The sequence below is a fragment of the Rathayibacter sp. AY1A4 genome (assembly GCF_002930955.1).
GTDB lineage: Bacteria > Actinomycetota > Actinomycetes > Actinomycetales > Microbacteriaceae > Rathayibacter.
Genome location: NZ_PSTN01000008.1, coordinates 70,067 through 94,276, shown reverse-complemented (window position 1 = coordinate 94,276; position 24,210 = coordinate 70,067). Strand labels below are relative to the sequence as shown.

Below are 24,210 nucleotides of genomic sequence, written 5' to 3'. Positions count from 1 at the left end.
ACAGGACTCGTCCATGGACCTCCGGGGACCTGCTGCCATGATCGACGGATGTCCGCCCGCACCCGCCGCCGCCGCCCCGTGCGCTCGGCCGCGGTGGCGGTCGCGAGCCTCGTGCTCGCCGCCTTCCTCGCCTTCCACCGCGCGCTGCCCGATCCGATCGGCTGGCTGTCGGTCCTCGAGGTCGGGATCCCGTGGACGGGGCTCCTCGTGCTGCTCCTCATCGCGGCCGCGGCGGCCCTCCGGTCGCGCCGGACGGCGGCCGCGGTCACCGTGCTGGCGATGGTCTACGGCGTGCTGGTGCTGCCGGTCGCGCTTCCGGCGCCGGCCGTGCGCTCCGGCTCGTTCACCGTCGTCAGCCAGAACATCGAGACGAGCGGCGACGCCGGTGGCCTCGCCGCCTCGCTCGCCGCCCGCGGCCCCGACGTGATCGCGCTGCAGGAGCTCGACGGAGACGCCGTGGACGCGGTCGACGCCGAGCTGGCCGACGAGTACCCGTACTCGTCCGTCTCGAGCACCGTCGGCGTCTGGAGCCGGACCGAGCTGACCGACCAGGAGCCGCTCGACCTCGGTCTCGGCTGGGAGCGCGCGCTCGCCGTCGACGTCGACACGCCGGTCGGCAGCGCACGCCTGTTCGTGGTGCACCTCGCCTCGTTCCGGCCGGGCGACCACGAGGAGCGGGACACCATGCTCTCGAACCTCGCCACCGCTCTCCGAGACGACGAGTCGGACCGGACGCTGGTCATCGGTGATTTCAACACGCCGACGGACGACCACCTGCTCGCTCCGGTGCTGGCGGAGGCGGGCCTCGTCCGCACGGGCGGAGTCGGCTTCCCGGCGACCTGGCCGTCCCTGCTGCCGCTCGTCTCGCTCGACCACGCGCTCGCCGACGGCGTCACCGCCGCGACCGTCGCGGTCCTGCCGCCGAACGGCTCCGACCACCGCCCGATCAGTCTGACGATCGGTTCCGCGTAGCGAGCGTGTCGCTGAGGTCGATCCCCTTGGCCGACTCGGGAGCCGACCGGGACAGGAGCGAGGCGGGACGCACGGCCCCGGAACCGAAGCGGGCGGCCACGCCGTCGACCGCGAGCTCCGCGTCGCGCCAGTCGTCGGAGTCGCTCCACAGGGAGAACGCGACGTCGTCGCCCTCGACGAGCTGCTCGCCGCGCACGCCGATCAGCCGCACGGGCCGCCGCATCGGGTTGGCCGCCTCGAGCAGCGCGGAGGAGGCCTCGTAGAGGACGCGGGCCACGTCCGTCGCCTCGACGAGCGTGCGGGAGCGGGTGAGGGTGCTGAAGTCGCCGAAGCGCACCTTCACCGCGACGGTGCGGCAGCGCACTCCCGAGCGGCGCATCCGCACGGCGACCTTGTCGCAGAGCCGCAGCAGCTCACGACGGACGAGCTCGGGGTCGGCCACGTCGTCGGCGAAGGTGATCTCGTGTCCGGCGCTCTTCTCGATCTGGCGGGTGTCGACCGGCCGCGGATCCACCCCGTTCGCCAGGGCGTGCAGGCGCCTCCCGGTCGCCTCGCCGAGGGCGGACACCAGCGACGGCAGCGGGGTGGTCGCGACGTCGGCGACGGTGCGCAGACCGCGGCGGACGAGCGCCTCCTCCGTGCTCGCGCCGACTCCCCACAGCGCGCTCACGGGCAGCGGATCGAGGAACTCGCGGACGCCGTCGGCGGGGACGACCAGCAGACCGTCGGGCTTGGAGCGGCCGGAGGCGAGCTTGGCGACGAACTTGGTGCTGGCGATCCCGACCGAGCAGGTCAGCCCGAGCTCGGCGTGCACCCGGCGGCGGATCTCGGTGCCGATCGCGAACGGCGAGCCCGAGATGCGGCGGGCACCCGCGACGTCGAGGAACGCCTCGTCGATGCTCAGGCGCTCGACCAGCGGCGTGAAGGAGTCGAAGATCGCCATGACGCGGCGAGAGGCCTCGCGGTAGCGCTCCATGTGCGGCTCGAGGACCACGGCCTGCGGGCAGCGGCGGAGGGCGACCGCCATGGGCATCGCCGAGTTGACGCCGTAGCGGCGCGCCTCGTAGGTCGCCGCTGTGACGACGGAGCGCGCTCCGTGGTGGCCCACGATGACCGGCCTCCCGCGCAGATCCGGCCGGTCGAGCAGCTCGACGGAGGCGAAGAACGCGTCCATGTCGATGTGCATGATGCTCGCGCGCGGGTCGTCGAAGGGCTCGGTCGTGACCTGCCGCCCCGTGCCGTCCTGCTTGCTCACGCGGTGCCGTCCTGCTCGCTCACGCCGTGCCGTCCTGCCTGCTCACGCCGCTCCGTCCTGCTCGACCACACCTCCGGACATGATCGCACCCACCACCGACATCGGCTTCCCGGCCGCTGCGCCCGGGCCGGCCGGGAATGAGCGCCGACCACTCGCGGTTGACCCGAGCACCACGACGCTCCGGAGAGACCATGACGCACGAGCAGCCCGACTCCCCCACCGCCACCGAGACCGGCCCCGGCGCCGAGATGAGCCGCTGGCTCGATCTGCAGGACCGCGCCCACCGCGCCTTCGAGCTCCGGCTGAGCGCCGTCGAGGACTGGTCGGCCCCCACGCCCGACACCGAGTGGGACACGCGCGCTCTGGTGCTGCACGTCGTCCGCGAGCAGCAGCGCGCGCACACGCTCCTCTCGGGGGGCGACGAGTCGGCGCTGCGCCTCGAGTCCGTCGCCACCGATCTGAGGAGCGAGTGGCGCCGCGTGACCGACCGCCTGCGCGTCGCTGTCCGCACCGTCGACCCGGCGGCGACCGTGCAGCTGGGGCGCGACACCGTCAGCGCCGTCGAGCTGCTGCAGGAGCAGACGGCCGATGTGACCGTCCACGCCTGGGACCTCGCCCGCGCGACCGGCAGCGACGAGCGGCTGGACGAGGAGCTCGTCGCAGCGGTCTGGGAGCTCTTCGCACCCCAGGAGGAGACCCTGCGCGCGAGCGGCCTCTACGCCGCGCCCGTGCCGGTCGACGACGCCGCCTCCCTCCAGAGCCGCCTGCTCGCCATCACCGGACGCGACGACCGCCTCGCCGCCTGACGACCCGGCGCCCGAACGCCGTCAAGGCCTGGAGGCGCCCAGGGACGCGGCGGCAGGATGGAGGGGACACGAACACGGGGCGACCCGCCCCGACGAGGAGAGGAACGTCCATGACACGCATCGCCGTCATCGGAGCCCACGGCAAGGTGGGGCAGCAGATCCTGCACCTGCTCTACGACGCCGGCCACGAGTCGGTCGGAGTGATCCGCAACCCCGATCACGCCGAGGACATCGTCCGGCTGGGCGGCGAGCCGCTCGTGCACGACCTCGAGGACACGACGCCCGAGGCCTTCGCCGAGGCGCTGGGCCACGTCGACGGCATGGTCTTCACCGCCGGAGCCGGACCCGACTCGGGCCCGGAGCGCAAGCGCACCGTCGACCTGGGGGCGTCCGTCCTCAGCCAGAAGGCCGCCGCGATCGTCGGGGTCCAGCACTTCGTGCAGGTCAGCGCGATCGGTGTGGACGAGCCGCTCCCCGAGGACACGGAGGAGGGCTGGAAGGCCTACGTCGAGGCCAAGCGCGACGCCGACGCGGCACTTCGCGACTCCGGCCTCGACTACACGATCCTCCGCCCGGGCGGGCTGACGGACGACGAGGGCACCGGCACGATCACGCTCGGCACCTCCGTGGAGAAGGGGAGCATCCCGCGAGCGGACGTCGCCGCGACGGTGATCGCCGCCCTGGCGCAGCCGACCTCCATCGCGAAGACGTGGGAGATCGTCTCCGGTCCCACCCCGATCGAGGACGCGGTGGCTCAGGGAGCCTGAGCCCCGGCCCCTCCTCCTAGAGTGGGGCGGGTGAGCACCCACCCGCCCCGCCCCTGGATCCGCAGCTACGCGCCCGGCGTGCCGACGGAGCTCGAGCTCCCGACCGGCTCGCTCGTCGACATCGTCACCGAGTCGGCCGAGCGCTATCCCCACCAGGTCGCGCTCGAGTTCTTCGGCCGTTCGACCAGCTACTCCCAGCTCGCCGACGAGGTGGAGCGGGCCGCCGAGGGACTCCGCCGCCTGGGCGTCCGCGCGGGCGATCCGGTCGCCCTCGTCCTCCCGAACTGCCCGCAGCACGTCGTCGCCTTCTACGCCGTCCTCCGGCTCGGCGCCGTGGTGGTCGAGCACAACCCGCTCTACACCCCGCGCGAGCTGCGCCACCAGTTCGAGGACCACGGTGCGCGTGTCGCGATCGCCTGGAACCGCGTCGTGCCGACGGTGCAGGACCTCCCGGCCGATCTCGGCGTCGAGACCGTCGTCGCCGTCGACCTCACGCGCGCGATGCCCGCCTCGATGCGCGCAGCCCTCCGCCTGCCGCTGAAGAAGGCCCGGGAGTCGCGCGCCGCGCTGACGGGGCCGGTCCGCGGCGCGATCGAGTGGGAGTCGCTGCTGCGCCGGCGGATCGACCCGGCGCACCCGCGCCCGGTCGCGGAGGACCTCGCGGTCATCCAGTACACGAGCGGCACGACCGGCACACCCAAGGGCGCCGAGCTGACCCACGCGAACCTGACGGCGAACGCCGCCCAGTCGCGCGCCTGGGTGCCGACGGTCCGCCGCGGCGACTGCGTGGTCTACGCGGTGCTCCCCATGTTCCACGCCTACGGGCTGACGCTCTGCCTCACCTTCGCGATGAGCATGGGCGCGCGCCTGGTGCTGTTCCCGAAGTTCGACCCGGAGCTGGTGCTGAAGGTCGTCAAGAAGCACCCCGCCACCTTCCTCCCGGCCGTTCCGCCGATCGCGGAGCGCCTGGCGCGCAGCGCGCAGCAGCGGGGCGTCTCCCTCCGCGGCATCGAGATCGCCATCTCGGGTGCGATGCCGCTCGACCCGGCGCTGGTCGAGTCGTTCGAGGCGCTGACCGGAGGCACGCTCGTCGAGGGCTACGGCCTCTCGGAGACCTCTCCGGTCCTGATGGCCAATCCGGTCGGTCCGACGCGACGCGCCGGGACGGTCGGGCTCCCGCTTCCCGGCACCGACGTGCGGATCGTCGATCCCGAGGATCCCGACACGGAGGTGGCGACCGGCGAGCAGGGCGAGCTGGTCGTGCGCGGTCCGCAGGTGTTCCGGGGCTACCACCGCAAGCCCGACGAGACGGCGGCGACCTTCACCGGTGACGGCTGGTTCCGCACCGGCGATATCGCGACGATCGACGAGGACGGCTTCGTGCGCATCGTCGACCGGATCAAGGAGCTCGTGATCACGGGCGGCTTCAACGTCTCGCCGTCCGAGGTGGAGGAGGTGCTGCTCCGCCTGCCCGAGATCAAGGAGGTGGCGGTGGTCGGCCTGCCCGATCCGCGCAGCGGCGAGTCCGTGGCGGCGGCGGTCGTCCTGGAGCCGGGCGCGCAACTCGACGTCGCAGCCGCCCGCAAGGCCGTCCGGGAGGCGCTGACCCCCTACAAGGTGCCCAAGCGGATCACCGTCGTCGACGAGCTGCCGCGGAGCATGATCGGCAAGGTCCTCCGCCGCCAGGTGAAGGCCATGCTGACCGACGAGGACTAGCCCGGAACGAGCGAGGGCCCCCGACCACTGTCCGTGATCGGGGGCCCTCTGCAACGAGGCTAGAAGCCGAAGTCGCCGCCTCCGAAGTCGCCGCCTCCGAAGTCGCCGCCCCCGCCGAAGTCGCCTCCGCCACCGAAGTCGCCGCCGCCGGAGTCGCCCCAGCCGCCGCCGTCTCCGGCGTCCGCACCGGAGGCGTCCGCACCTCCCGCATCCGCTCCACCGTCGGCCGAGGCGTCTCCCCCGCCGTCACCGCCGGCGTAGTCGCCTCCCCCGTCGGGGAGGAACGCGCCCGCGATGGCCGAGCCGATCGCGAACCCGGCGATCGTGCCGAGCATCGAGGAGGCGAGGACGCCGCCGAAGCCCATGCCTCCGCCGCCGGAGAAGCGGCGCTCCATGAATCCGGGCTGTCGCAGCTCGCTCCGCGTGGCGGACTGGGCGAGCGTGCGGGGGTCGTCGTCCTTCGGCGCGTCGCCGACAGGGGCCCCCTCGCTGAGCTCTCGGAAGACCTGCTGGCGCTGATCCGGGGTCAGCTGCTCGAAGGCCTCGCGGTGCACCTGCTCGATCGCCTCGGGCGGCGCGGTGCGGAGGAGGTAGCGGTAGCGCTCGATGGCACGCTCATCGTCGGTGCGCGGAGACGTCGCCGGAGGGGAGCCGTACTCGGGCCTGCGGTCCGCGGCCTGCGGCGGCGCGTACGTCGAGCGGCGTGCGCTCTCAGGCTGCTCGTCGCGGCCCAGCAGTCGGTCCAGGAATCCCATGATCTCCTCCTCGGCGCCCGACGGACGCACACCGCCACCGTAGGCCTCTCACCGCTCCGGGTGCTGAGCGTTCTCTCAGAGGCTGCTCGGAGCGGGGGCCTCGGTCATTTCTGCTTCGGGATGACCACCCACATCACGAGGTAGGCGATGATCTGCGGCCCCGGGAGGAGACACGAGAGCACGAACAGGAGACGCACCACGAAGGGGCTCCAGCCGAATCGGCGGGCGAGACCGGCACAGACGCCGGCGATGATCCTGCCCCGACGGGGGCGCACGAGAGTAGCCATGACTCCACTCTGGCGCAGGGCGCCTGAGCGGGGCATCCGGGAAACCCCCTAGGTCTGCGCGGGAGTCCCGTCGAGCTCCTCGGGCCGGAACGCTCCGACCGAGCGGGCGAAGGCGGCGGCGCGCTCGGCGTCGGCCTCCGGCCAGACCACGTGGAAGCGCTCGAAGACCACGTCGCCGATGCCGCCAGGTGAGACGCGGGCGAAGTAGCGGCGGTGCCCGTCGAGCCAGGAGGCGCGCGTGCGGTCCCCCTCGCCCTCGGCCCAGGCGAACGCGTCGTCGACGGAGTCGAGCGGACCGGTCCGCACCTCGTCCGTCACGAGGACGACACGCGCCGCTCCCGCGCCGTCGCAGACGATCCAGTGCTCGCCCGCGACGGGCGCCCCCTCCTCGGCGAGGGACGCCGTGGCCGTCTTCACTCCGCGCCGCACGAGGCCCAGCAGCTCGTCCGCCATCGCCGTGCTGTCGCCGAACGCCTCGACCGGCGGGAGCGCCTCGTCAACTCCCGGATGTGCGGAGCGGTACTCCGCCCAGAGGAGCGCCGCCGAGGCGGCGTCGGGGTCGGGGAGGGCGGTGCGCTCCGGCGCGGCGGGCACGAGCGCCACGATGTTCGCCCCGGCCAGGGAGGCGGGATCGTCGGGGTGGTTGTCGGGCGTGGTGACCGTGTCGAAGGGCCAGTGCTGCTGGAGCCAGCGGCGCGCGTAGGCGTCGAGCTCCTCCTCGAGCCGCGAGCCCCGGACGGCGGGGACGACCCACCAGGAGGCCTCGGCGGAGTCGCCGCCGCCGGGCCGGACGCTCAGAGCGCCCAGCGCCTCGGTGCGGTCCGGGCCGACGAGCAGGAACGCGTGCGCTCTGCCCGCACGCGACTCCTCCTCGAGGCGCAGGAGACCGCGCACGTCGTCGCCGAGGGACGCCGACGGCAGGGCGGCCGGATCGTCCCCGCGGAGGAGAGCCGCGAGCCACGGTCTCTGCTCGCCGATCACCGCGTGCAGGAGGTCCGCATCGCTCGAGACGAGAGGACGCAGGAGGGCGCCCGCCGGCAGCTCGAGCCGCGCGGGAAGGGGCGCGTCGCCGGTTCCACCGCTCATGACCGCACCTCCCCGCGCACCGGCTCAGCCGGCCGCGCGCTCCAGGACGAGCTCGCGGACGCGGGCGGCGTCGGCCTGCCCCTTCATGGCCTTCATCACGGCACCGATCACGGCACCGGCGGCCTGCACCTTGCCGTCGCGGATCTTCGCGAGCACGTCGGGCTGCGAGGCCAGTGCAGCGTCGATCGCCTCGATGAGCGCTCCGTCGTCCGAGACGACCGCGAGTCCACGGGCGTCGACGACCTCCTGCGGGGTGCCCTCCCCGGCGATGACGCCCTGGAGGACCTCGCGGGCGAGGCGGTCGGTCAGCGTGCCGCTCTCGATCAGACCGGCGAGCTCGGCGACCTGGGCCGGGGTGACCAGGGACGCCGGGTCCTCGCCCGCCGCGTTCGCGAGGCGCGCGATCTCCCCGGTCCACCACTTGCGGGCCGCCTGCGGAGCGGCTCCCGCGGAGACGGTCTCGGTGATCTCGACCAGCAGGCCGCTGTTGGCGACGTCCTGGAACTCGAGGTCGGTGAAGCCCCACTCCTGCTTGAGGCGGCGACGGCGGTCGGCGGGCTTCTCGGGGAGCGCGGCGCGCAGCTCCTCGATCAACTCCGGGCTCGGCACGACCGGGAGCAGGTCGGGCTCCGGGAAGTAGCGGTAGTCGTCGGCGTCGCTCTTGGGCCGGCCCGCGGAGGTGCGGCCGGTGTCCTCGTGCCAGTGGCGCGTCTCCTGCGTGATCGTGCCACCCGCGGCGAGGATCGCCGCCTGGCGCTGGATCTCGTAGCGGACGGCGCGCTCGACCGAGCGGAGCGAGTTGACGTTCTTGGTCTCGGTGCGGGTTCCGAGCTTCTCCTGGCCGATCGGGCGGAGCGAGACGTTCGCGTCGCAGCGCAGGTTGCCGCGCTCCATCTTGGCGTCCGAGATGCCGAGCGCCAGCACGATGTCGCGGATCGTCGCGACGTACGCCTTCGCGTACTCGGGCGCGCTCTTCCCCGCGCCGTAGATCGGCTTCGTGACGATCTCGACGAGCGGGACCCCCGCGCGGTTGTAGTCCACGAGCGAGTACTCGGCGCCCTGAATGCGGCCGGTGGCGCCGCCGACGTGCGTGAGCTTGCCGGCGTCCTCCTCCATGTGCGCGCGCTCGATCGGGATCTGCACGAGCGAGCCGTCGGCCAGCTCGACCTCGACCGAGCCCTCGAAGGCGATCGGCTCGTCGAACTGCGAGATCTGGTAGTTCTTCGCCAGGTCCGGATAGAAGTAGTTCTTGCGCGCGAAGCGGCTGGACGGGGCGATCGAGCAGCCCAGGGCGAGGCCGAGGCTGATCGAGTAGCGGACGGCCTGCTCGTTCACGACCGGCAGCGAGCCCGGGAGGCCGAGGTCGACCGGGGTCACGTTCGTGTTGGGCTCGGACCCGAACTCGTTCGGCGCGTCCGAGAACATCTTGGTCTTCGTGTTGAGCTCGACGTGCACCTCGAAGCCGAGCACCGGCTCGAAGGTCTCGAAGACCTCGTCGTAGTCCATCAGCTCGGGAGCGGACGTGTGCGCGGAGGCCATCAGACGGCACCTTCCTCGGTCGCGGAGAGCACGGAGTGGGTCAGGTCGGGGGCCTGCGCGAGGAGCGGGCGGCCCCACTTCTCCTCGAGCAGCGCCTCGAGCGCGGCGCCCACGGTGTAGAGGCGCACGTCCTCCCGGGCGGGAGCGAGGAACTGGATGCCGACGGGCAGCCCGTCCTCGTCGGCGAGGCCGGCGGGGACGGAGATGCCGGGGATGCCGGCCAGGTTCGCCGGGATGGTCGCGACGTCGCCGCGGTACATCGCCAGCGGGTCGTCGAGCTTCTCGCCGAGGCGGTAGGCGGTCGTCGGTGCCGTCGGCGAGGCGATCACGTCGACGTCCGCGAAGGCCGCGTCGAAGTCCCGCTGCACCAGGGTCCGGACCTTTTGCGCGCTGCCGTAGTAGGCGTCGTAGTAGCCGGCCGAGAGGGCGTAGGTGCCGAGGATGATCCGGCGCTTGACCTCGGGGCCGAAGCCCTGCTCGCGGGTCGCGGACATGACCTGCTCGACCGTGCCGCCGCCCTCCGGCGTGACCCGGAGGCCGAACCGGACCGAGTCGAACTTGGCGAGGTTGCTGGAGGCCTCCGCGGGGAGGATCAGGTAGTAGGCGGCGACCGCGTGCTCGACGCTCGGGAGGCTCACCTCGACGACCTCGGCTCCGGCGCCCTGCAGGATCTCGAGCGCCTCGTGGAAGCGCGCCAGCACGCCGGGCTGGAAGCCCTCGCCGCCGTCGAGCTCCTTGACCACGCCGATCCGGAGGCCCGTCACGTCGGCGCGGCGCACCGCGTCGGCGAAGGAGGGCCAGGAGTCGCGCAGCGAGGTCGAGTCGCGCGGGTCGTGGCCCGCGATGACGTCGTGCAGCAGCGCGGAGTCGAGGACCGTCCGGGAGACCGGGCCGATCTGGTCGAGGCTCGAGGCGAGCGCGATCGCTCCGTAGCGGGACACGCCGCCGTAAGTCGGCTTCACGCCGACGGTGCCGGTCACGTGCGCGGGCTGGCGGATCGATCCCCCGGTGTCGGAGCCGAGGGCCAGGGGCGCCTCGTAGCTCGCGACGGCCGCGGCGGATCCGCCGCCGGAGCCGCCGGGGATGCGATCGAGGTCCCACGGGTTGTGGGTGGGGCCGTAGGCGCTGCGCTCGGTGGTCGAGCCCATCGCGAACTCGTCCATGTTGGTCTTGCCGATCGGGACCAGCCCGGCCTCGCGGACCTTGCGCATGACGGTCGCGTCGTAGGGCGGGCGCCAGCCCTCGAGGATGCGGGAGCCGCTCGTGGTCGGCATGTCGTTCGTGACGATGACGTCCTTGACCGCGAGAGGCACTCCGGCGAGGGGGTGCAGCGACTCGCCGTCGGCCCGCCGGCGGTCGATCGCCTCGGCGGACGCGACCGCGCCCTCGCGCGCGACGTGGAGGAAGGCGTGGACCGCTCCGTCGACCGCGTCGATGCGCTCGAGGTGGGCGCGGGTGGCCTCGACCGAGGAGACCGAGCCGTCGGCCAGCTTCTCGGAGAGGGCGGACGCGCTGAGGCGGACGAGCTCGTCGCCGTGCGCGCTCACTGCTCCTCCCCCAGGATCGCGGAGACCTGGAAGCGGCTGCCGTCGTGCTCGGGCGCGCCGGAGAGCGCCTGCTCGAGCGTGAGGGTCTCGCCGACCACGTCGGGCCGGAAGACGTTCTCGAGCGGGATCGGGTGGCTGGTCGCCGGCACGTCGGGCGTGGCGACGGCCTGGACCGCGCGCACGGAGTCGACGATCTGGCCGAGCTCCCTGGTGAGGCTCCCGATCTCGTCGGAAGTGAGGTCGATCCTGGCCAGCTGGGCCAGATGGGCGACCGTGTCGGCCGTGATCTCGGACATGCGTCTCCGTCTGGTGGTTCGGGGGGATTTCCGGCCGCCAGTCTACTCGGCGCGCCCGCACCGCCTCCGCCCGTGCCGCCCGCCCGTCAGGAGCCGCCGAAGAGGCTGGCGCCGTGCTTCAGGAGTGCGTTGTACGCGCCCTCGTAGGTGGTCGGCAGGTCCTCGCCGGGCTCGCCGTACCGGGCCAGCAGCAGGCCCATCAGGCCGACGGCGGGCGGGCTCAGCGGCTTGTCGCGGTTCACGTGCGCCGGATGCGCGGGCGCCGCCTCGGGGTTCGGGGGCAGGTACTGCGGCACCGTGGTCGGCCAGTCGCCGATCTGCCGCGGCTCGTCGAGGGTCAGCACCCCGAAGAGGTCGGGGGCGGAGGCGTCGCGAGCGGTCAGCGGCTCGAGGCCGTGCAGGGCGCTGAGGGTCCGGATCACCGCGCCGTGGTGCAGCTCGTCGTGCACGATCGTGCCGGCCCTCGTGTACGCCGAGACGGCGATCGCCGGCACGCGGCAGCCGAGCCGGTCGAAGGCGAAGCCCATCTCGCCCTCGCGGCCGTCGCCCGGCGGAGTCGCCGACGGCGGAGGGACGTGGTCGTAGAGGCCGCCGTGCTCGTCGAAGGTCGCCATCAGCAGCGTGTTCACCGCGTTCGAGCCGGTCGTGCTCGCGCTCTCCCGGATCGCCGAGTACACCTGGTGCAGCAGCAGCTCGCCGGCGCGGACGTCGGACAGCGCGCTGTCGTAGACGGGCGTGCCGTCGACCTCGTCCTCGTGCAGGACCCCGGTCGGCGGGTGCATGTCGTTGTGGTCGAAGACGAGCCGCGGCTCGAGGAAGGCGTAGTCGGGCAGCTCGCCGTTCTCCACGTCGGCGTAGAACCGGTCCATCGTCGAGAAGTGGGTCTTCCAGTACTTCTCGAGCACCGGCGCGTGCAGGAACCCGGTGTACGAGACCACCTGCAGCGCGTCGAAGTAGACGCGCCAGGTCCTCCCCGCCTCCTCGAGGCGGTTGAACACCGTCGGCGCGTCGGCCAGGTCGTCCGCGAGCCACTTCTCGTAGCCGCCGCCCTGCTTGTTGGTGACGAAGCCGTGCGAGGTCGACGCGTGCAGGAAGGACCGGTTGCAGAAGGTCTGGGAGGGGACGGCGCAGAACCACTGGTCGAAGACGGCGAACTCGCGGGCGAGGGTGGAGAAGACGGGCAGCATCTCCGGCGAGAAGCCGCCCATGATCGTCCGCGCCTCCTCCGCCGTGGGCTCCTGCCCCTTCTTCATCACCCTCAGGTGCTGGACGTAGTCCTCGAGGAAGCCGCTCATCGTCGGGGCGGAGGCGTCGGCGGGCGCGTTGAAGGGCGCGGTCATGGCGCCGACGGTGCGGCCGGCGTTCTCGGGCGGATCCACCGTGCCGAAGAGCTGGGTGTTGACGTGCGGGTACTCCTCGCCCGGGTCCGGGTCGGGCTGGCGCATCACGGAGTCGGTGGCGCCCTCGTAGACGTGCGTGCCGACGGTCAGTCCCCCGGCGCTGGTGTTCGTCCGCTCGTCGGGGAGGAGGCCCTCGAAGCTCTCGCCCGCGGGCAGGTCGTCCGGTCCGTAGAGGCGGCCGAGGACGTTGTCGAAGGAGCGGTTCTCGAACATGATCACGACGACGTGGTCGAATCCCGGCTCCGTGCGGGCGGGCAGTCGCGGCTCCTCCTCGCGGCGGGGACCGGAGGCGACGGCCGCGCCGATCGCGCCGCCGGCGAGTGCTCCGGCTCCGACTCCGGCGGCGGCGGTGCCGGCCAGGAAGCGGCGGCGGGAGCGGGAGCGCGGAGCTCCGTCGTCGTGCTCCGAGGGAGTCCGCTCGCTGGTCATCTCGGCCGCCTCTCCTGCGCCGCCTGCGCCTGCTCGGAGTGTAGCGACGCGCCCGGGGCGGCGGCTCGAACGCGGGTGAGCAGTCCGGCCTCCGGCTCGGGGTCGACGTGGGCGCGGCGGGCCGCGTCGCGGAGGCGCCGCCCGACCGGCGCGGGCGGCGCGAACGCCGGCGCCGTGCGGGGCCAGCGCGCGAGGGGGCGGTCGGGACCGCTGAGGAGTGCGGCCAGCTCTCGGACCTGCGGATCGACGAGCGCCCGGCGCACGCCCGCCCGGGCGCGGACGAGCTGCGCGGGAGTCTCCGGACCGAGCGGCACGCCGATCCGTGCACCCGAGGGGACGGCCGAGGCGAGCACGAGCGCCGGCACCGTGCCGGGCCGCCCTGCGCTCCCCCGCGCGGTGACGAGGAGCAGCATCCGCCGCCCCGCCCGCTCCCCGTCGCGGACGGCGTCGAACACGACGTGCAGCAGCTGCTCCGCGAGGCGCGCATCGGCGGATCGATCGGTGCCGGCGGCTGCGGCGTCGGCGAAGTCGGCCGGATCGACGAGGGACCGCGGCTCGACCAGGACGAGCGGAGGCAGGGAGCCGGCAGCGGCCTCGGCGGCCAGCGCGTCGACGGGAAGGAGGCGCCCGCCGCGGGAGCCGGCGGCGCCAGGATCGCGGTGGGGCCACTCCGGATCGGCGAGGAGCGTGGTCGAGACGCCCTGCCGCTCGTCGACCGCGAGAGCCCAGCCGGTGCCGGTCTCCCGGGCCGCGTGCAGGGCCGCCGGCAGCGGATCGCGGCCGTCGGCGCGCCAGTGGTCGGCCCGCGCGAAGGCCGTGGCGAGGAGCGCGTGCACCGGCAGCATCTCGGGGGCGAAGCGCGCGCCCGGAGGATCGTCCGGGCCGGGCGCGGTCATCACGGCGTCCGTATCACCGGTGAATACCGGGCCGTCCGGATCGTCGAGCGCGCCGAGGACCTGGTCGCGGCTGCGGCCGGCGAAGGAGAGCACGACCAGGTGGTCGATCCGGCCCAGCGCCTCGGCGGTCCGGCGCTCGGCGGCGGTGGGCCGAGCCGCGGCGTCGAGCGCGAGCGACGCTGCGTCGGCGAGGGACCGGCGCAGGAACGCGCGCCGCTCCCCGCCGCCCGAGTCAGGCATCGGGCCCGGTCGGCTCCTCCGTGCTCGGGGCGGCCGCGTCCGGGACGGCGTCGGTCTCCGGCACGGCGTCGTCCTCCGGCGAGGCGTCGGAGCGCGATGCGCCGGCGACGTCCCCGTCCGGGCCGGCAGCGGCCTCCTCCGGAGCGTCGGCGGACGCCTCCTCCGGCAGCGCGATCGCGTCCGGTCCCTCCGTCACCAGGAGGTGGAACTCGGCCGCGGTGATGATCCGGAGCCCCAGGGCCTCGGCCTTGCCGAGCTTGCTGCCGGCGCCGGGACCGGCGGCGACGTAGTCGGTCTTCTTGGAGACGCTCGAGCCGGCCTTGCCGCCGGCCGCGAGGATGGCCTCCTGCGCCCCCTCGCGGGAGTACCCCTCCAGGCTGCCGGTCGCCACGACCGTGAGACCCGCGAGCACCCCGCCGGCGGAGTCCGCGGCACCGGGCCCGGGGTGGCCGGGCGTGGCGAAGCGCACTCCGGCCGCGGCCCAGCGGTCGACGATCTCGACGTGCCAGTCGACCTCGAACCAGGCGATCAGGGCGTCGGCGATGATCCCGCCCACCCCGTCGACCGCGGCGAGCTCGTCGCGGCTCGCCCCGCGGATCGCGTCGAGCGAGCCGAAGTAGCCCGCCAGCGCGCGCGCGGCGACCGGGCCGACGTGCCGGATGCTGAGCGAGACCAGCAGACGCCACAGCTCCTTGGTCTTCGCCCGCTCGATGTTCTCGACCAGCCGGAGGGCGTTGGTGGAGGGCACGGAGGCGGCGTCCCCCGCGAAGGCTCCCGCCTCCGGGTCGAAGGCGCCGTCCTTGGCGAGCTGCCGCTTGCGCTTGAAGGGCGTGACGACCTTCGGATCGCCCTTCGCGTCGAGCTTCTGCAGACCCGTCTCGGAGTCGCGGACGACGACCTCGATCGGGAAGAGATCGGCCACCGTGAGCTCGAACAGGCCGGCCTCGGTCCGCAGCGGCGGCTCGGCGGGCACCAGGGGCTGGGTCAGGGCGGCGGCGCTGACCTCGCCGAGCGCCTCGATGTCGAGCGCGCCGCGGCTGCCGATGTGCTCGACGCGCCCGCGGACCTGCGCGGGGCAGGACTCCGCGTTGGGGCAGCGCAGGTCGACGTCGCCCTCCTTGGCCGGAGCGAGCGTGGTGCCGCACTCGGGGCACTGCGTCGGCATCACGAACTCGCGCTCGGAGCCGTCGCGGAGCTCCACCACCGGGCCGAGCACCTCGGGGATGACGTCCCCGGCCTTCCGCAGCACGACCGTGTCGCCGATGAGCACGCCCTTGGCCTTGACCACGTCGGCGTTGTGCAGCGTGGCCTGGCGCACCTCGGACCCCGCGACCTTCACCTTGGTCATCTGGGCGAACGGCGTCGCGCGGCCGGTGCGCCCGACGCTCACGACGATGTCGAGGAGCTTCGTGTGGACCTCCTCGGGCGGGTACTTGTAGGCGATCGCCCAGCGCGGCGCCCGGCTGGTGGCGCCGAGCTCGTCGTGCAGCTCGAGCTCGTCCACCTTCACGACCACGCCGTCGATCTCGTGCTCGACCGAGTGCCGCTCGCGGCCGTAGCGCTCGACGAAGGCGAGCACCTCCTCCACCGAGGCCGAGACGCGGTTGTGGCCGCTGACCGGCAGTCCCCAGGAGGAGAGGAGCCCGTAGACCTCGGACTGGGTCGCGACCGGCGGGTCCGGCCAGGCGCCGATGCCGTGCACGTAGAGCGCGAGGGAGCCGACGCGCGCCTCGCCGGCGCGCAGGTCGAGACCCGACTTCTTGTCGAGCTGCTGGCGGAGGCCGCCGCTCGCCGCGTTCCGCGGGTTGGCGAAGGTCGGGAAGCGCCGCAGCGCGCTCGAGCGCGCCTTCTCCTCCTCGAAGACGCCGCGGGTGGCGGCCGGGCGGGTCGACCAGCGGGTCCGCGCCTCCTCGACCGCCTCGTCGCGCAGCGTCTCCTGGAGGGCGTTCAGCTCGGCGAAGGCGGCCACGGGGATGAAGACCTCGCCGCGGACCTCGACGAGTGCCGGGTGGCCCTCACCGGAGAGGCGCTCGGGGATGCCCGCGACGCGGAGGGCGTTGACGGTGACGTCCTCGCCGGTGCGGCCGTCACCGCGGGTCGCCGCCGTGACGAGGCGGCCGTTCTCGTAGTGGAGGGAGATCGCGAGCCCGTCGATCTTGAGCTCCGTGAGCCAGGCGACGGGGCGGTCGGCCGAGGCCACCGTCTTCTCGCACCACTCGCGCAGCTCCTCGGCCGAGAACACGTTGTCGAGGGAGAGCATCCGCTCGGCGTGATCGATCGGGGCGAGGCCCGCTCCGACGATCCCGCCGACGGTCCGCGTCGGCGAGTCCTCGGCGGCGAGCTCGGGGTGCTCGGCCTCGAGCGCGGCGAGCTCGCGCACCAGGGCGTCGTACTCGGCGTCGGACAGCGGCGAGGAGTCGGCCGCGTAGTAGTCGTCGCTCGCCGACCGGATCCGCGCCCGCAGCTCCTCGACGCGGGCGGCGGGCTCGATGGCGCTCATCGGAGCACCGCGGCGTCGGCAGCGACCGTGCGGTCGATCGTGCACTGGCCCAGCACGCGGGTGCCGAGGTAGACGACGGCCGTCTGGCCGGGGGCGACGCCGTCGAGCGGCGAGTCCGGAGTGATCACGAGCTCCACCCTGCCATCGACGTGCGACACCACCGCGGAGGCGGGGACCGGGTCGGCGTGCGCGCGGATCTGGACGTCGCAGCGGAAGGGCGCGTCCGCGTCCTCGGGAGCTGCGCCCGCCCAGGTGAACCGCTCGCCGGCGATCTCGCCGATGCGCAGAGCCTCGCGCGGACCGACCACGACCTCGTTGCTCACCGGCCGCACCTCCAGGACGAAGCGGGGCCGTCCGTCGGGCGCGGGGACGCCGAGGTGCAGGCCCCGGCGCTGGCCCACCGTGTACCCGTGGGCGCCCTCGTGGGAGCCGACCACCGCGCCGTCCCGATCGACGACCGCTCCGGTCTCGGGGGCGACGCGCTCGGCGAGCCAGCCGCGGGTGTCGCCGTCGGGGATGAAGCAGATGTCGTAGCTGTCGGGCTTGCTCGCGACGCTGAGGCCCCGCTCCGCCGCCTCCGCGCGCACGATCGCCTTGGACGGCGTGGAGCCGAGCGGGAACATCGAGTGCCGCAGCTGCTGCTCCGTCAGCACGCCGAGGACGTAGGACTGGTCCTTCGCCTCGTCGCTCGCGCGGTGGAGCTCCGGGGAGCCGTCGGCGGCGGTGCGGAGGGAGGCGTAGTGACCGGTGCAGACCGCGTCGAAGCCGAGGTCGAGAGCCTTCTCGAGCAGGGCGGCGAACTTGATCCGCTCGTTGCAGCGCATGCAGGGGTTCGGGGTGCGGCCCGCCGAGTACTCGGCGACGAAGTCGTCGACGACGTCCAGCTTGAACCGCTCGGAGAAGTCCCACACGTAGTACGGGATGCCGAGGACGTTCGCGGCGCGCTGCGCGTCCATCGAGTCCTCGATCGTGCAGCACCCCCGGCTGCCGGTGCGCAGCGTGCCGGGCATCCTGCTCAGAGCGAGGTGCACGCCCACCACGTCGTGCCCAGCCTCCACCGCGCGGGCCGCGGCCACCGCCGAGTCCACTCCACCGCTCATCGCCGCCAGAACCTTCACCGTGCGAGTCTACGTTTCCCGCGGGCGCGGCCGGCAGGGGTTCAGGCGGGCAGCACCGCGCGGTTCGAGAGTCCGGCTCGGGCGGCGCTGGCGTAGGCGCCGGGCAGCGCGGCCAGGAGGGCGTCGACGTCCGCGTCGGTCGAGGTGTGGCCGAGCGTCATCCGGAGCACCCCGCGGGCCTCGTCCTCGCTCCGGCCGAGCGCGAGGACCACGTGCGAGGGCTCCGGGATCCCCGCCGTGCAGGCGGACCCGGTCGAGACGGAGACGCCCGCGGTGTCGAGGAGGAAGAGGAGGGAGTCGCCCTGCGCACCGGGGAAGGCGAGGTGCGCGTTGTTGGCGACCCGGCGTCCGGAGTCGAGGGCGGGCCCGGTCAGGGTCGCCCCCGGCACGGCGGCGAGGACGCCCGCGACGAGCCGGTCGCGCAGGGCGGCCAGGCGCCGCGCCTCCGCCGACAGCTCGGCGTCCGCCTCGACCGCGGCGGCGGCGAAGGCCGCGGCGCCGGGCACGTCCTGGGTGCCGGAGCGGACGCCCCGCTGCTGTCCGCCTCCGTGCAGCACCGGGACCACGCGGGCGTCGCGGGCGAGCACGAGCGCACCGGTCGCGATCGGCCCGCCGACCTTGTGACCCGAGACGCTGACGGCGGCCAGTCCCGCGCCGCGCCCGGAGCCGGAGGCGCGGCGGATCTCGGCGATCCGCAGCGGCACGTGTCCGAGGGCGGCGACCGCGTCGACGTGGAGGGGGACGCCGGCGCGGGCGCACGCGGCCGCCAGCTCGGCGATCGGGTTGATCGTCCCGATCTCGTTGTTGACCCAGAGCACCGTGACCAGGGCGACCGAGCCGGGGTCCTCCTCCAGCGCCGCGGCGAGCGCCTCCGGCCGCAGGGTGCCCTCGTCGTCGAGAGGCAGCCACTCGAGGACGGCGCCCTCGTGCTCGGCGAGCCAGGCGGCGGAGTCGAGCGTCGCGTGGTGCTCCCCCTCGGCGACCAGGACTCGGACGCGGGCCGGGTCCTCGCTCCGGCGCTGCCAGTAGAGGCCCTTGATCCCGAGGTTGACCGCCTCGGTGCCGCCGGCGGTGAGGATCACCTCGATCGGCTCGCAGTCGAGCACCCCGGCGAGCGCCGACCGGGCGTCCTCCAGCCGACGGCGCGCCTCCTGGCCGGAGCCGTGGACGGAGGAGGGATTGCCGCCGTGGGCGGACGCCTCCGCGAACGCGGCGAGCGCCGAGGCGCGCAGCGGGGTGGTCGCGGCGTGGTCGAGGTAGATCACAGCAGCCCTTCGTCCCGCGTCGGGGGCACGGAGGGAGCCGGTGCCCGTCACTACTGTAAGTCGCATGACCTCTCACGATCCCCTGGCCCGGCTCGGCGTGACCGTGGACGATCAGGGCGGTGAGCTTCGGGTCTGGTCCGAGAGCGCGAGCGCCGTCGATCTGCTGCTGTACGACGAGAAGGATCCGACCTGGGTGACCCGCACGGTCCCGCTGGCGCGCGACGACGCCGCGGTCTGGTCCGCGCGCTCCGATCTGCTGGCCCCCGGCCGCCGCTACGCCCTGCGCGTCGACGGGCCGACGGGCCCCCGACACCGCTTCGACCCCCGCCGGGCCCTGCTGGAGCCGTACTCCCGCGGCCTGCACCGGGTGGCGGAGAACGAGTGGCGCTCCGTCGTCGTGGACGACGCGTTCGACTGGGGCTCCTCCTCCCGGCCCGGCACCCCGATGGACCGCACCGTGATCTACGAGGCGCACGTGAAGGGGCTGACCCGGCTGAACCCGGCGCTCCCCGTCGAGCTGCGCGGCACCTACGCCGGCCTGGCGCACGAGTCGACGGTCTCGGCGCTGCTCGAGCTGGGCGTGACGGCGGTCGAGCTGCTGCCCGTGCACGCGTTCGTGTCGGAGCAGCGCCTGCTGCGGCAGGGGCTGACCAACTACTGGGGCTACAACACGCTGAACTTCTTCGCCCCGCACGCCGCGTACGCCTCCTCCACCGCGCAGCGCGGCGGACCGTCCGCGGTGCTCCGCGAGTTCAAGGGGATGGTGAAGCTCCTGCACGAGGCCGGCCTCGAGGTGATTCTGGACGTGGTCTACAACCACACCGCCGAGGAGGGGCCGGGCGGGCCGATGTCGAGCCTGCGCGGGATCGACGACGCCGGCTGGTACCGCCAGACGCCCGAGGGCCACTACGTGGACGTCACCGGCTGCGGGAACACGATCGACTTCGGCCGGCCCGCGGCGCAGCGCCTCGCGCTGGACTCGATGCGCTACTGGTCGGGCGAGGTCGGGATCGACGGCTTCCGGCTCGACCTGGCCGCGACCCTCGGCCGCGACGAGATCGCGCACTTCCGGAGCGACCACCCGCTGCTGCGGGCCGCGGTCGAGGATCCGGCGCTGGCCGGCGTGAAGATGATCGCCGAGCCCTGGGACGTGGGAATGGGCGGCTGGCAGACGGGGAACTTCCCGGCCGGGTGGTCGGAGTGGAACGACCGCTACCGCGACCGCGCCCGCAACTTCTGGCTCTCGGACATCGACTACGCCCGCCGCGCCGGCACGGCCCCCGTCGGCATCGGCGGCTTCGCGACCCGGCTCTCGGGCTCCTCCAACACCTTCTCGGCGGAGCGGGGCCCCCTCGCGTCGGTCAACTTCGTCACCGCGCACGACGGCTTCACGCTGGCGGACCTGGTCTCGTACAACGTCAAGCACAACATCGGCAACGGCGAGTCGAACCGCGACGGAGCCGACACCAACCGCTCCTTCAACCACGGCTTCGAGGGCCCCACCACCGACGAGCGGATCACGCTGGCGCGGCGCAAGGCGATGCGGAACCTCCTCGGCACCCTGCTGCTGTCGGCCGGCGTGCCGATGATCACGGCGGGCGACGAGACCGGTCGCAGCCAGCGCGGCAACAACAACGCCTACTGCCAGGACTCGGACCTGACCTGGGTGCGCTGGGAGGGTCTGGCCGACTGGCAGCTCGCGCTCCGCGCGCACACGCGCACCCTGCTGCGCCTGCGGCGTGAGCACCCGGCGCTGCGTCCCTCCCGCTACGGCAGCGGCGACGCGAGCGAGCCGGGCGCCACGACCATGACGTGGTTCGACGCCCACGGGCGCGGGATGAGCGAGCACGACTGGACCTCCGCCGCCAACCGGACGCTGCAGTACCTCGCGGCCTCGACGCCGGTCGAGGGCGAGCCGGACCGTGTCCTGCTGGTGGTGCACGGCGTCGAGCAGGACACCACGGTCGTGCTCGCCGAGGGCGAGGGGGTCACCGGCTACACGCGCCTGTGGAACAGCGAGGAGCCGGAGCCGCTGGAGCACGGCGAGTCGTTCGAGCCGGGGCAGGTCATCCGCGTGGCCGGCACCTCGATGCAGCTCTTCGCCGCGCACGGGCCGGCGGCCGAGCAGGCCGCCTGATGGCGCGGAGCGGGCCGGGGACCCCGGCGACCGTCGCGCTGACGGCGGCGGGCGTCCCCTTCACTCCCCGCCAGTACCGGCACGACCCGGCCACGACGCGCTACGGGCTCGAGGCGGCCGAGGCGCTCGGCGTCGAGCCGGAGCGCGTGTTCAAGACCCTGATGGTCGACGTGGACGGCGAGCTCGTGGTGGGCGTCGTGCCCGTCACCGGCTCGCTCGGGCTGAAGGAGCTCGCGGCCGCGGTCGGAGGCAGGCGGGCGGCGATGGCCGACCCCGCGCTGGCCCAGCGCCGGACCGGCTACGTCCTCGGCGGCATCTCGCCGCTCGGGCAGAGGACGCTGCACCGCACTGTCATCGACGAGACCGTCGAGCTCCACGACACGGTGCTCGTCTCGGGCGGGCGCCGGGGCTTCGACATCGAGCTCGCCCCCGCCGACCTCGTCGCCGCGACGGCCGCCCTCCTCGCCGACATCGCGCGCTGACCCCTGCTCCCCCGCCGTCCTCCTCCCGCGAGACCCCGCCCCGGTCCGCGAGACGCCGAGGAAGGCGCACCGGAGCGGCATCTCGCGGAGAGGGACCGGGCGGGGTCAGCCGGCGGCGGCGGCCAGGCCCAGCTCGGCGGAGCGGGCCAGGAGGGGGTGCCGCGGCACGACGCGGACGGTGTAGCCGAAGGAGCCGCTGCGGTCGAGGGTGACCACTCCGGCGTAGGGCACGCGCCCGACCGCGTCGGCCGGCACTACGGCACCCGACTCCTCGACCACCTCGAGCTCGTGGTGGCGGACCTCGGTGAGCGAGCCGTCAGCGGCCGTCGTCCCGTACACGACCTCGACCGAGACGTCCGCCGGCGAGAGCTCGCCCAGGCGCACGCCCGCGCGCACGGCGAGCCGGTCCCCGCGCTGGGGCACCGCGTCGATCCCGCCGGACTCGACGGACGCGACCGCGACCCCGGGCCAGCCGGCGCGGACCCTCCGCTTCCAGGTCGCCAGCGCCTTGGCCGGCTCGAAGTGGTCGGCGGCGACGGCGCGCCCGGCCTCGGCGGCCGGCGAGTAGAGCGCCTCGACGTACTGGCGCACCATCCGCTCGGCGGAGAGCTCGGGCGAGAGGGTCGCGAGGGTGTGCCGGATCGACCGCACCCACCGACGGGGCACTCCGTCGTGATCGCGCTCGTAGTAGCGCGGCACGACCTCGGTCTCGAGCAGCTCGTAGAGCGCCTCGGCCTCGAGCGTGTCGCGGGCCTCCGGGTCGAGCGCGCGGTCGGAGGAGGGGATCGCCCAGCCGTTCTCGCCGTCGAAGTACTCGTTCCACCAGCCGTCGAGGATCGAGAGGTTGAGCGAGCCGTTGAGCGCCGCCTTCATCCCGGAGGTGCCGCACGCCTCGAGCGGGCGCAGCGGATTGTTGAGCCAGACGTCGGTGCCCGGGTAGAGCAGCTGCGCCATCGCGATGTCGTAGTCCGGCAGGAAGACGATCCGGCGGCGCACGTCCGGCTCCTGCGCGAAGCGGACGAGCCGCTGGATCAGGCGCTTCCCCTCCTCGTCGGCCGGGTGCGACTTGCCCGCGATGACGATCTGGATCGGGTGCTGCGGGTGGGTGAGCAGCGCACGCAGACGCTCGGGGTCGTGGAGCATCAGGGTCAGCCGCTTGTAGGTCGGCACCCGCCGCGCGAAGCCGATGGTGAGCACGTCCGGGTCCAGCAGCTCGTCCAGCCAGGCCGGCGGGAGGCCGCCCGGGTTCTGCTCGCGCCAGGAGCGGGCGGCCCGGCGACGGGCGTCCCGCACCAGCTGCTCCCGCATCGCCCGGCGCGCGGCCCACAGCTCGGTGTCGCCGAGCGCGCCCGAGGCCCAGTCGGCCCGCGTCGTGTCGTCGGTGCCGAGCCGCTCCTCCGCGAGCCGCCGGAGGATCGGATCGGTCCAGGTGGCCGCGTGGACGCCGTTCGTCACCGAGCCGATCGGCACCTCCGCCGTCTCGAAGCCGGGCCAGAGGCTCGAGAACATCGAGCGGCTGACCTCGCCGTGCAGCGTCGAGACGCCGTTGGAGCGCTGCGCGAGCCGCAGGCCCATGTACGCCATGTTGAACGCCGTCCCGGAGTCCCCCGGCTCGGCGCCCAGCGCGAGCACGTCCTCGACCTGCACGCCCGGGAGCAGCTCCGTGGAGAAGTACTCCTCGATCATCCCGCGGTCGAAGCGGTCGATGCCCGCCGGCACCGGAGTGTGCGTGGTGAAGACCGTGCTCGCCCGCACCACCTGGAGAGCCTGGTCGAAGTCCAGGCCCGCGCCGATCAGGCCGGAGATGCGCTCGAGCCCCTGGAAGCCGGCGTGCCCCTCGTTGGTGTGGAACACCTCCGGGAGGACGCCGCCCGAGACCTCGGCCCAGAGCTCGAGCGCGCGGACCCCACCGATGCCCAGCAGCAGCTCCTGCAGCAGGCGGTGCTCGCCCCCGCCACCGTAGAGGCGGTCGGTGACGGAGCGGAGCGAGTCCTCGTTCTCGGGGATGTCGGTGTCGAGCAGGAGGAGAGTCACCCGGCCGACCTCCGCGCGCCAGACCCGGGCGTAGAGCGCGCGTCCCTCGGGGAGCGCCAGCACGATGCGGGCGGGCGAGCCGTCGGCGAGACGGACGACGCGCAGCGGCAGCCCGTCGGGATCGAGCGAGGGGTAGGACTCGAGCTGCCAGCCGTCGGCCGAGAGCTTCTGCGAGAAGTAGCCCGACCGGTAGAAGAGGCCCACGCCGGTGAGAGGCACGCCCAGGTCCGAGGAGGCCTTCAGGTGGTCGCCGGCGAGGATGCCGAGTCCGCCGGAGTACTGGGGCAGCGCCGCCGCGATCCCGAACTCCGGCGAGAAGTAGGCGATCGAGCGCGGGGCGGACTCCGGCAGCGACTGGTACCACCGCGGCTCGGTGCGGTAGCGCTCCAGCTCGTCGCGGAGGCGCCACGCCTCGTCGACGAAGCCCTGGTCCCCCGCCAGCTCAGCGAGGCGCTCGGGGCTCACCGCTCCGAGCAGGGCGGTGGGGTCCGCTCCCCCGCGCCGCCACAGCTCCGGATCGACCCGCTCGAACAAGCGCCGGGCGGGCTCGTGCCAGGCCCAGCGCAGATTGCCCGCCAGATCGCCCAGAGCCGAGAGCTCGGGCGGGAGGACGGAGCGGACGATGAAGCGGCGGATCGCCTTCACGGCACCCCTCGACTCTCTGCGGACCCCGGAGCGCCCGG

The 24,210-nt window shown here is 73.9% G+C and carries 19 protein-coding genes; 6 read left to right on the top strand and 13 right to left on the bottom strand.

The window, feature by feature from the left end:
* Positions 1–48: 48 nt before the first annotated feature.
* Positions 49–972, top strand: a complete 924-nt coding sequence (locus C5B92_RS06900) for an endonuclease/exonuclease/phosphatase family protein (protein WP_104254938.1) — start codon at positions 49–51, stop codon at positions 970–972.
* Here the strand turns inward: C5B92_RS06900 and dinB are convergent.
* The gene (gene dinB, locus C5B92_RS06895; RefSeq protein WP_104223726.1) at positions 947–2,227 is read right to left on the bottom strand and encodes a DNA polymerase IV; all 1,281 of its coding nucleotides are present in this window, start codon (positions 2,225–2,227) and stop codon (positions 947–949) included. The two genes, C5B92_RS06900 and dinB, sit on opposite strands and share 26 nt — an antisense overlap.
* Before the next feature lie 191 nt (positions 2,228–2,418).
* Here dinB and C5B92_RS06890 point away from each other — a divergent pair, with 191 nt between their 5' ends.
* The 3 genes from C5B92_RS06890 to C5B92_RS06880 all read left to right on the top strand — a co-directional run bounded on the left by C5B92_RS06890 (position 2,419) and on the right by C5B92_RS06880 (position 5,516).
* On the top strand, positions 2,419–3,033 hold the full coding sequence (locus C5B92_RS06890) for a TIGR03086 family metal-binding protein (RefSeq protein WP_258059445.1): 615 nt from the start codon (positions 2,419–2,421) through the stop codon (positions 3,031–3,033).
* 110 nt (positions 3,034–3,143) lie between these two features.
* Positions 3,144–3,800: an SDR family oxidoreductase gene (locus C5B92_RS06885; RefSeq protein WP_104223727.1), complete on the top strand. Its 657-nt coding sequence runs from the start codon at positions 3,144–3,146 to the stop codon at positions 3,798–3,800.
* A gap of 30 nt (positions 3,801–3,830) precedes the next feature.
* Positions 3,831–5,516 (top strand): long-chain-fatty-acid--CoA ligase, encoded by a 1,686-nt coding sequence (locus tag C5B92_RS06880; protein ID WP_104254939.1) that lies wholly within the window; start codon positions 3,831–3,833, stop codon positions 5,514–5,516.
* Positions 5,517–5,575: 59 nt separating this feature from the next.
* On the opposite strand, the gene C5B92_RS06875 is transcribed toward C5B92_RS06880, so the two are convergent.
* From C5B92_RS06875 to C5B92_RS06825, 11 genes are all read right to left on the bottom strand, one after another.
* Positions 5,576–6,271 carry a hypothetical protein gene (locus C5B92_RS06875; protein ID WP_104254982.1) on the bottom strand — a complete coding sequence of 232 codons (696 nt, stop codon included), beginning with the start codon at positions 6,269–6,271 and terminating at the stop codon, positions 5,576–5,578.
* A 104-nt stretch (positions 6,272–6,375) separates the two neighbouring features.
* Positions 6,376–6,558 carry a PspC domain-containing protein gene (locus C5B92_RS06870; protein ID WP_104223873.1) on the bottom strand — a complete coding sequence of 61 codons (183 nt, stop codon included), beginning with the start codon at positions 6,556–6,558 and terminating at the stop codon, positions 6,376–6,378.
* Between the two features lie 48 nt (positions 6,559–6,606).
* Positions 6,607–7,644 (bottom strand): ASCH domain-containing protein, encoded by a 1,038-nt coding sequence (locus tag C5B92_RS06865; RefSeq protein WP_104254940.1) that lies wholly within the window; start codon positions 7,642–7,644, stop codon positions 6,607–6,609.
* 24 nt (positions 7,645–7,668) lie between these two features.
* Entirely contained in the window at positions 7,669–9,183 is a 1,515-nt protein-coding gene (gatB, locus tag C5B92_RS06860) for an Asp-tRNA(Asn)/Glu-tRNA(Gln) amidotransferase subunit GatB (protein WP_104254941.1), read from the bottom strand.
* Positions 9,183–10,730, bottom strand: coding sequence for an Asp-tRNA(Asn)/Glu-tRNA(Gln) amidotransferase subunit GatA (gene gatA, locus C5B92_RS06855; RefSeq protein WP_104247609.1), 1,548 nt, complete (start codon positions 10,728–10,730; stop codon positions 9,183–9,185). The genes gatB and gatA overlap by 1 nt, the downstream gene beginning before the upstream one ends.
* The gene (gene gatC, locus C5B92_RS06850) at positions 10,727–11,026 is read right to left on the bottom strand and encodes an Asp-tRNA(Asn)/Glu-tRNA(Gln) amidotransferase subunit GatC (protein ID WP_104223877.1); all 300 of its coding nucleotides are present in this window, start codon (positions 11,024–11,026) and stop codon (positions 10,727–10,729) included. Before gatC ends, gatA begins: the two co-directional genes overlap by 4 nt.
* 86 nt (positions 11,027–11,112) lie before the next feature.
* Positions 11,113–12,855 carry an alkaline phosphatase family protein gene (locus C5B92_RS06845; RefSeq protein WP_104350198.1) on the bottom strand — a complete coding sequence of 581 codons (1,743 nt, stop codon included), beginning with the start codon at positions 12,853–12,855 and terminating at the stop codon, positions 11,113–11,115.
* Positions 12,852–13,991, bottom strand: a complete 1,140-nt coding sequence (locus C5B92_RS06840; RefSeq protein ID WP_104350197.1) for a hypothetical protein — start codon at positions 13,989–13,991, stop codon at positions 12,852–12,854. The genes C5B92_RS06845 and C5B92_RS06840 overlap by 4 nt, the downstream gene beginning before the upstream one ends.
* A complete protein-coding gene (gene ligA, locus C5B92_RS06835) occupies positions 13,984–16,491 on the bottom strand; it encodes an NAD-dependent DNA ligase LigA (RefSeq protein ID WP_104350196.1) in 2,508 nt (835 codons plus the stop codon). The genes C5B92_RS06840 and ligA overlap by 8 nt, the downstream gene beginning before the upstream one ends.
* On the bottom strand, positions 16,488–17,609 hold the full coding sequence (gene mnmA / locus C5B92_RS06830) for a tRNA 2-thiouridine(34) synthase MnmA (protein WP_181028759.1): 1,122 nt from the start codon (positions 17,607–17,609) through the stop codon (positions 16,488–16,490). The genes ligA and mnmA overlap by 4 nt, the downstream gene beginning before the upstream one ends.
* Positions 17,610–17,650: 41 nt before the next feature.
* Positions 17,651–18,874 carry a cysteine desulfurase family protein gene (locus C5B92_RS06825; RefSeq protein ID WP_308471281.1) on the bottom strand — a complete coding sequence of 408 codons (1,224 nt, stop codon included), beginning with the start codon at positions 18,872–18,874 and terminating at the stop codon, positions 17,651–17,653.
* Positions 18,875–18,938: 64 nt separating this feature from the next.
* On the opposite strand from C5B92_RS06825, the gene glgX reads away from it, so the two are divergent.
* Together glgX and ybaK are read left to right on the top strand one after the other, a co-directional pair.
* Positions 18,939–21,011 carry a glycogen debranching protein GlgX gene (glgX, locus tag C5B92_RS06820; RefSeq protein WP_104350194.1) on the top strand — a complete coding sequence of 691 codons (2,073 nt, stop codon included), beginning with the start codon at positions 18,939–18,941 and terminating at the stop codon, positions 21,009–21,011.
* Positions 21,011–21,493: a Cys-tRNA(Pro) deacylase gene (gene ybaK / locus C5B92_RS06815; RefSeq protein WP_104347838.1), complete on the top strand. Its 483-nt coding sequence runs from the start codon at positions 21,011–21,013 to the stop codon at positions 21,491–21,493. The genes glgX and ybaK overlap by 1 nt, the downstream gene beginning before the upstream one ends.
* A gap of 105 nt (positions 21,494–21,598) precedes the next feature.
* Here ybaK and glgP read toward each other — a convergent pair whose 3' ends face one another.
* Positions 21,599–24,172, bottom strand: coding sequence for an alpha-glucan family phosphorylase (gene glgP, locus C5B92_RS06810; RefSeq protein ID WP_104350193.1), 2,574 nt, complete (start codon positions 24,170–24,172; stop codon positions 21,599–21,601).
* Positions 24,173–24,210: the final 38 nt, after the last annotated feature.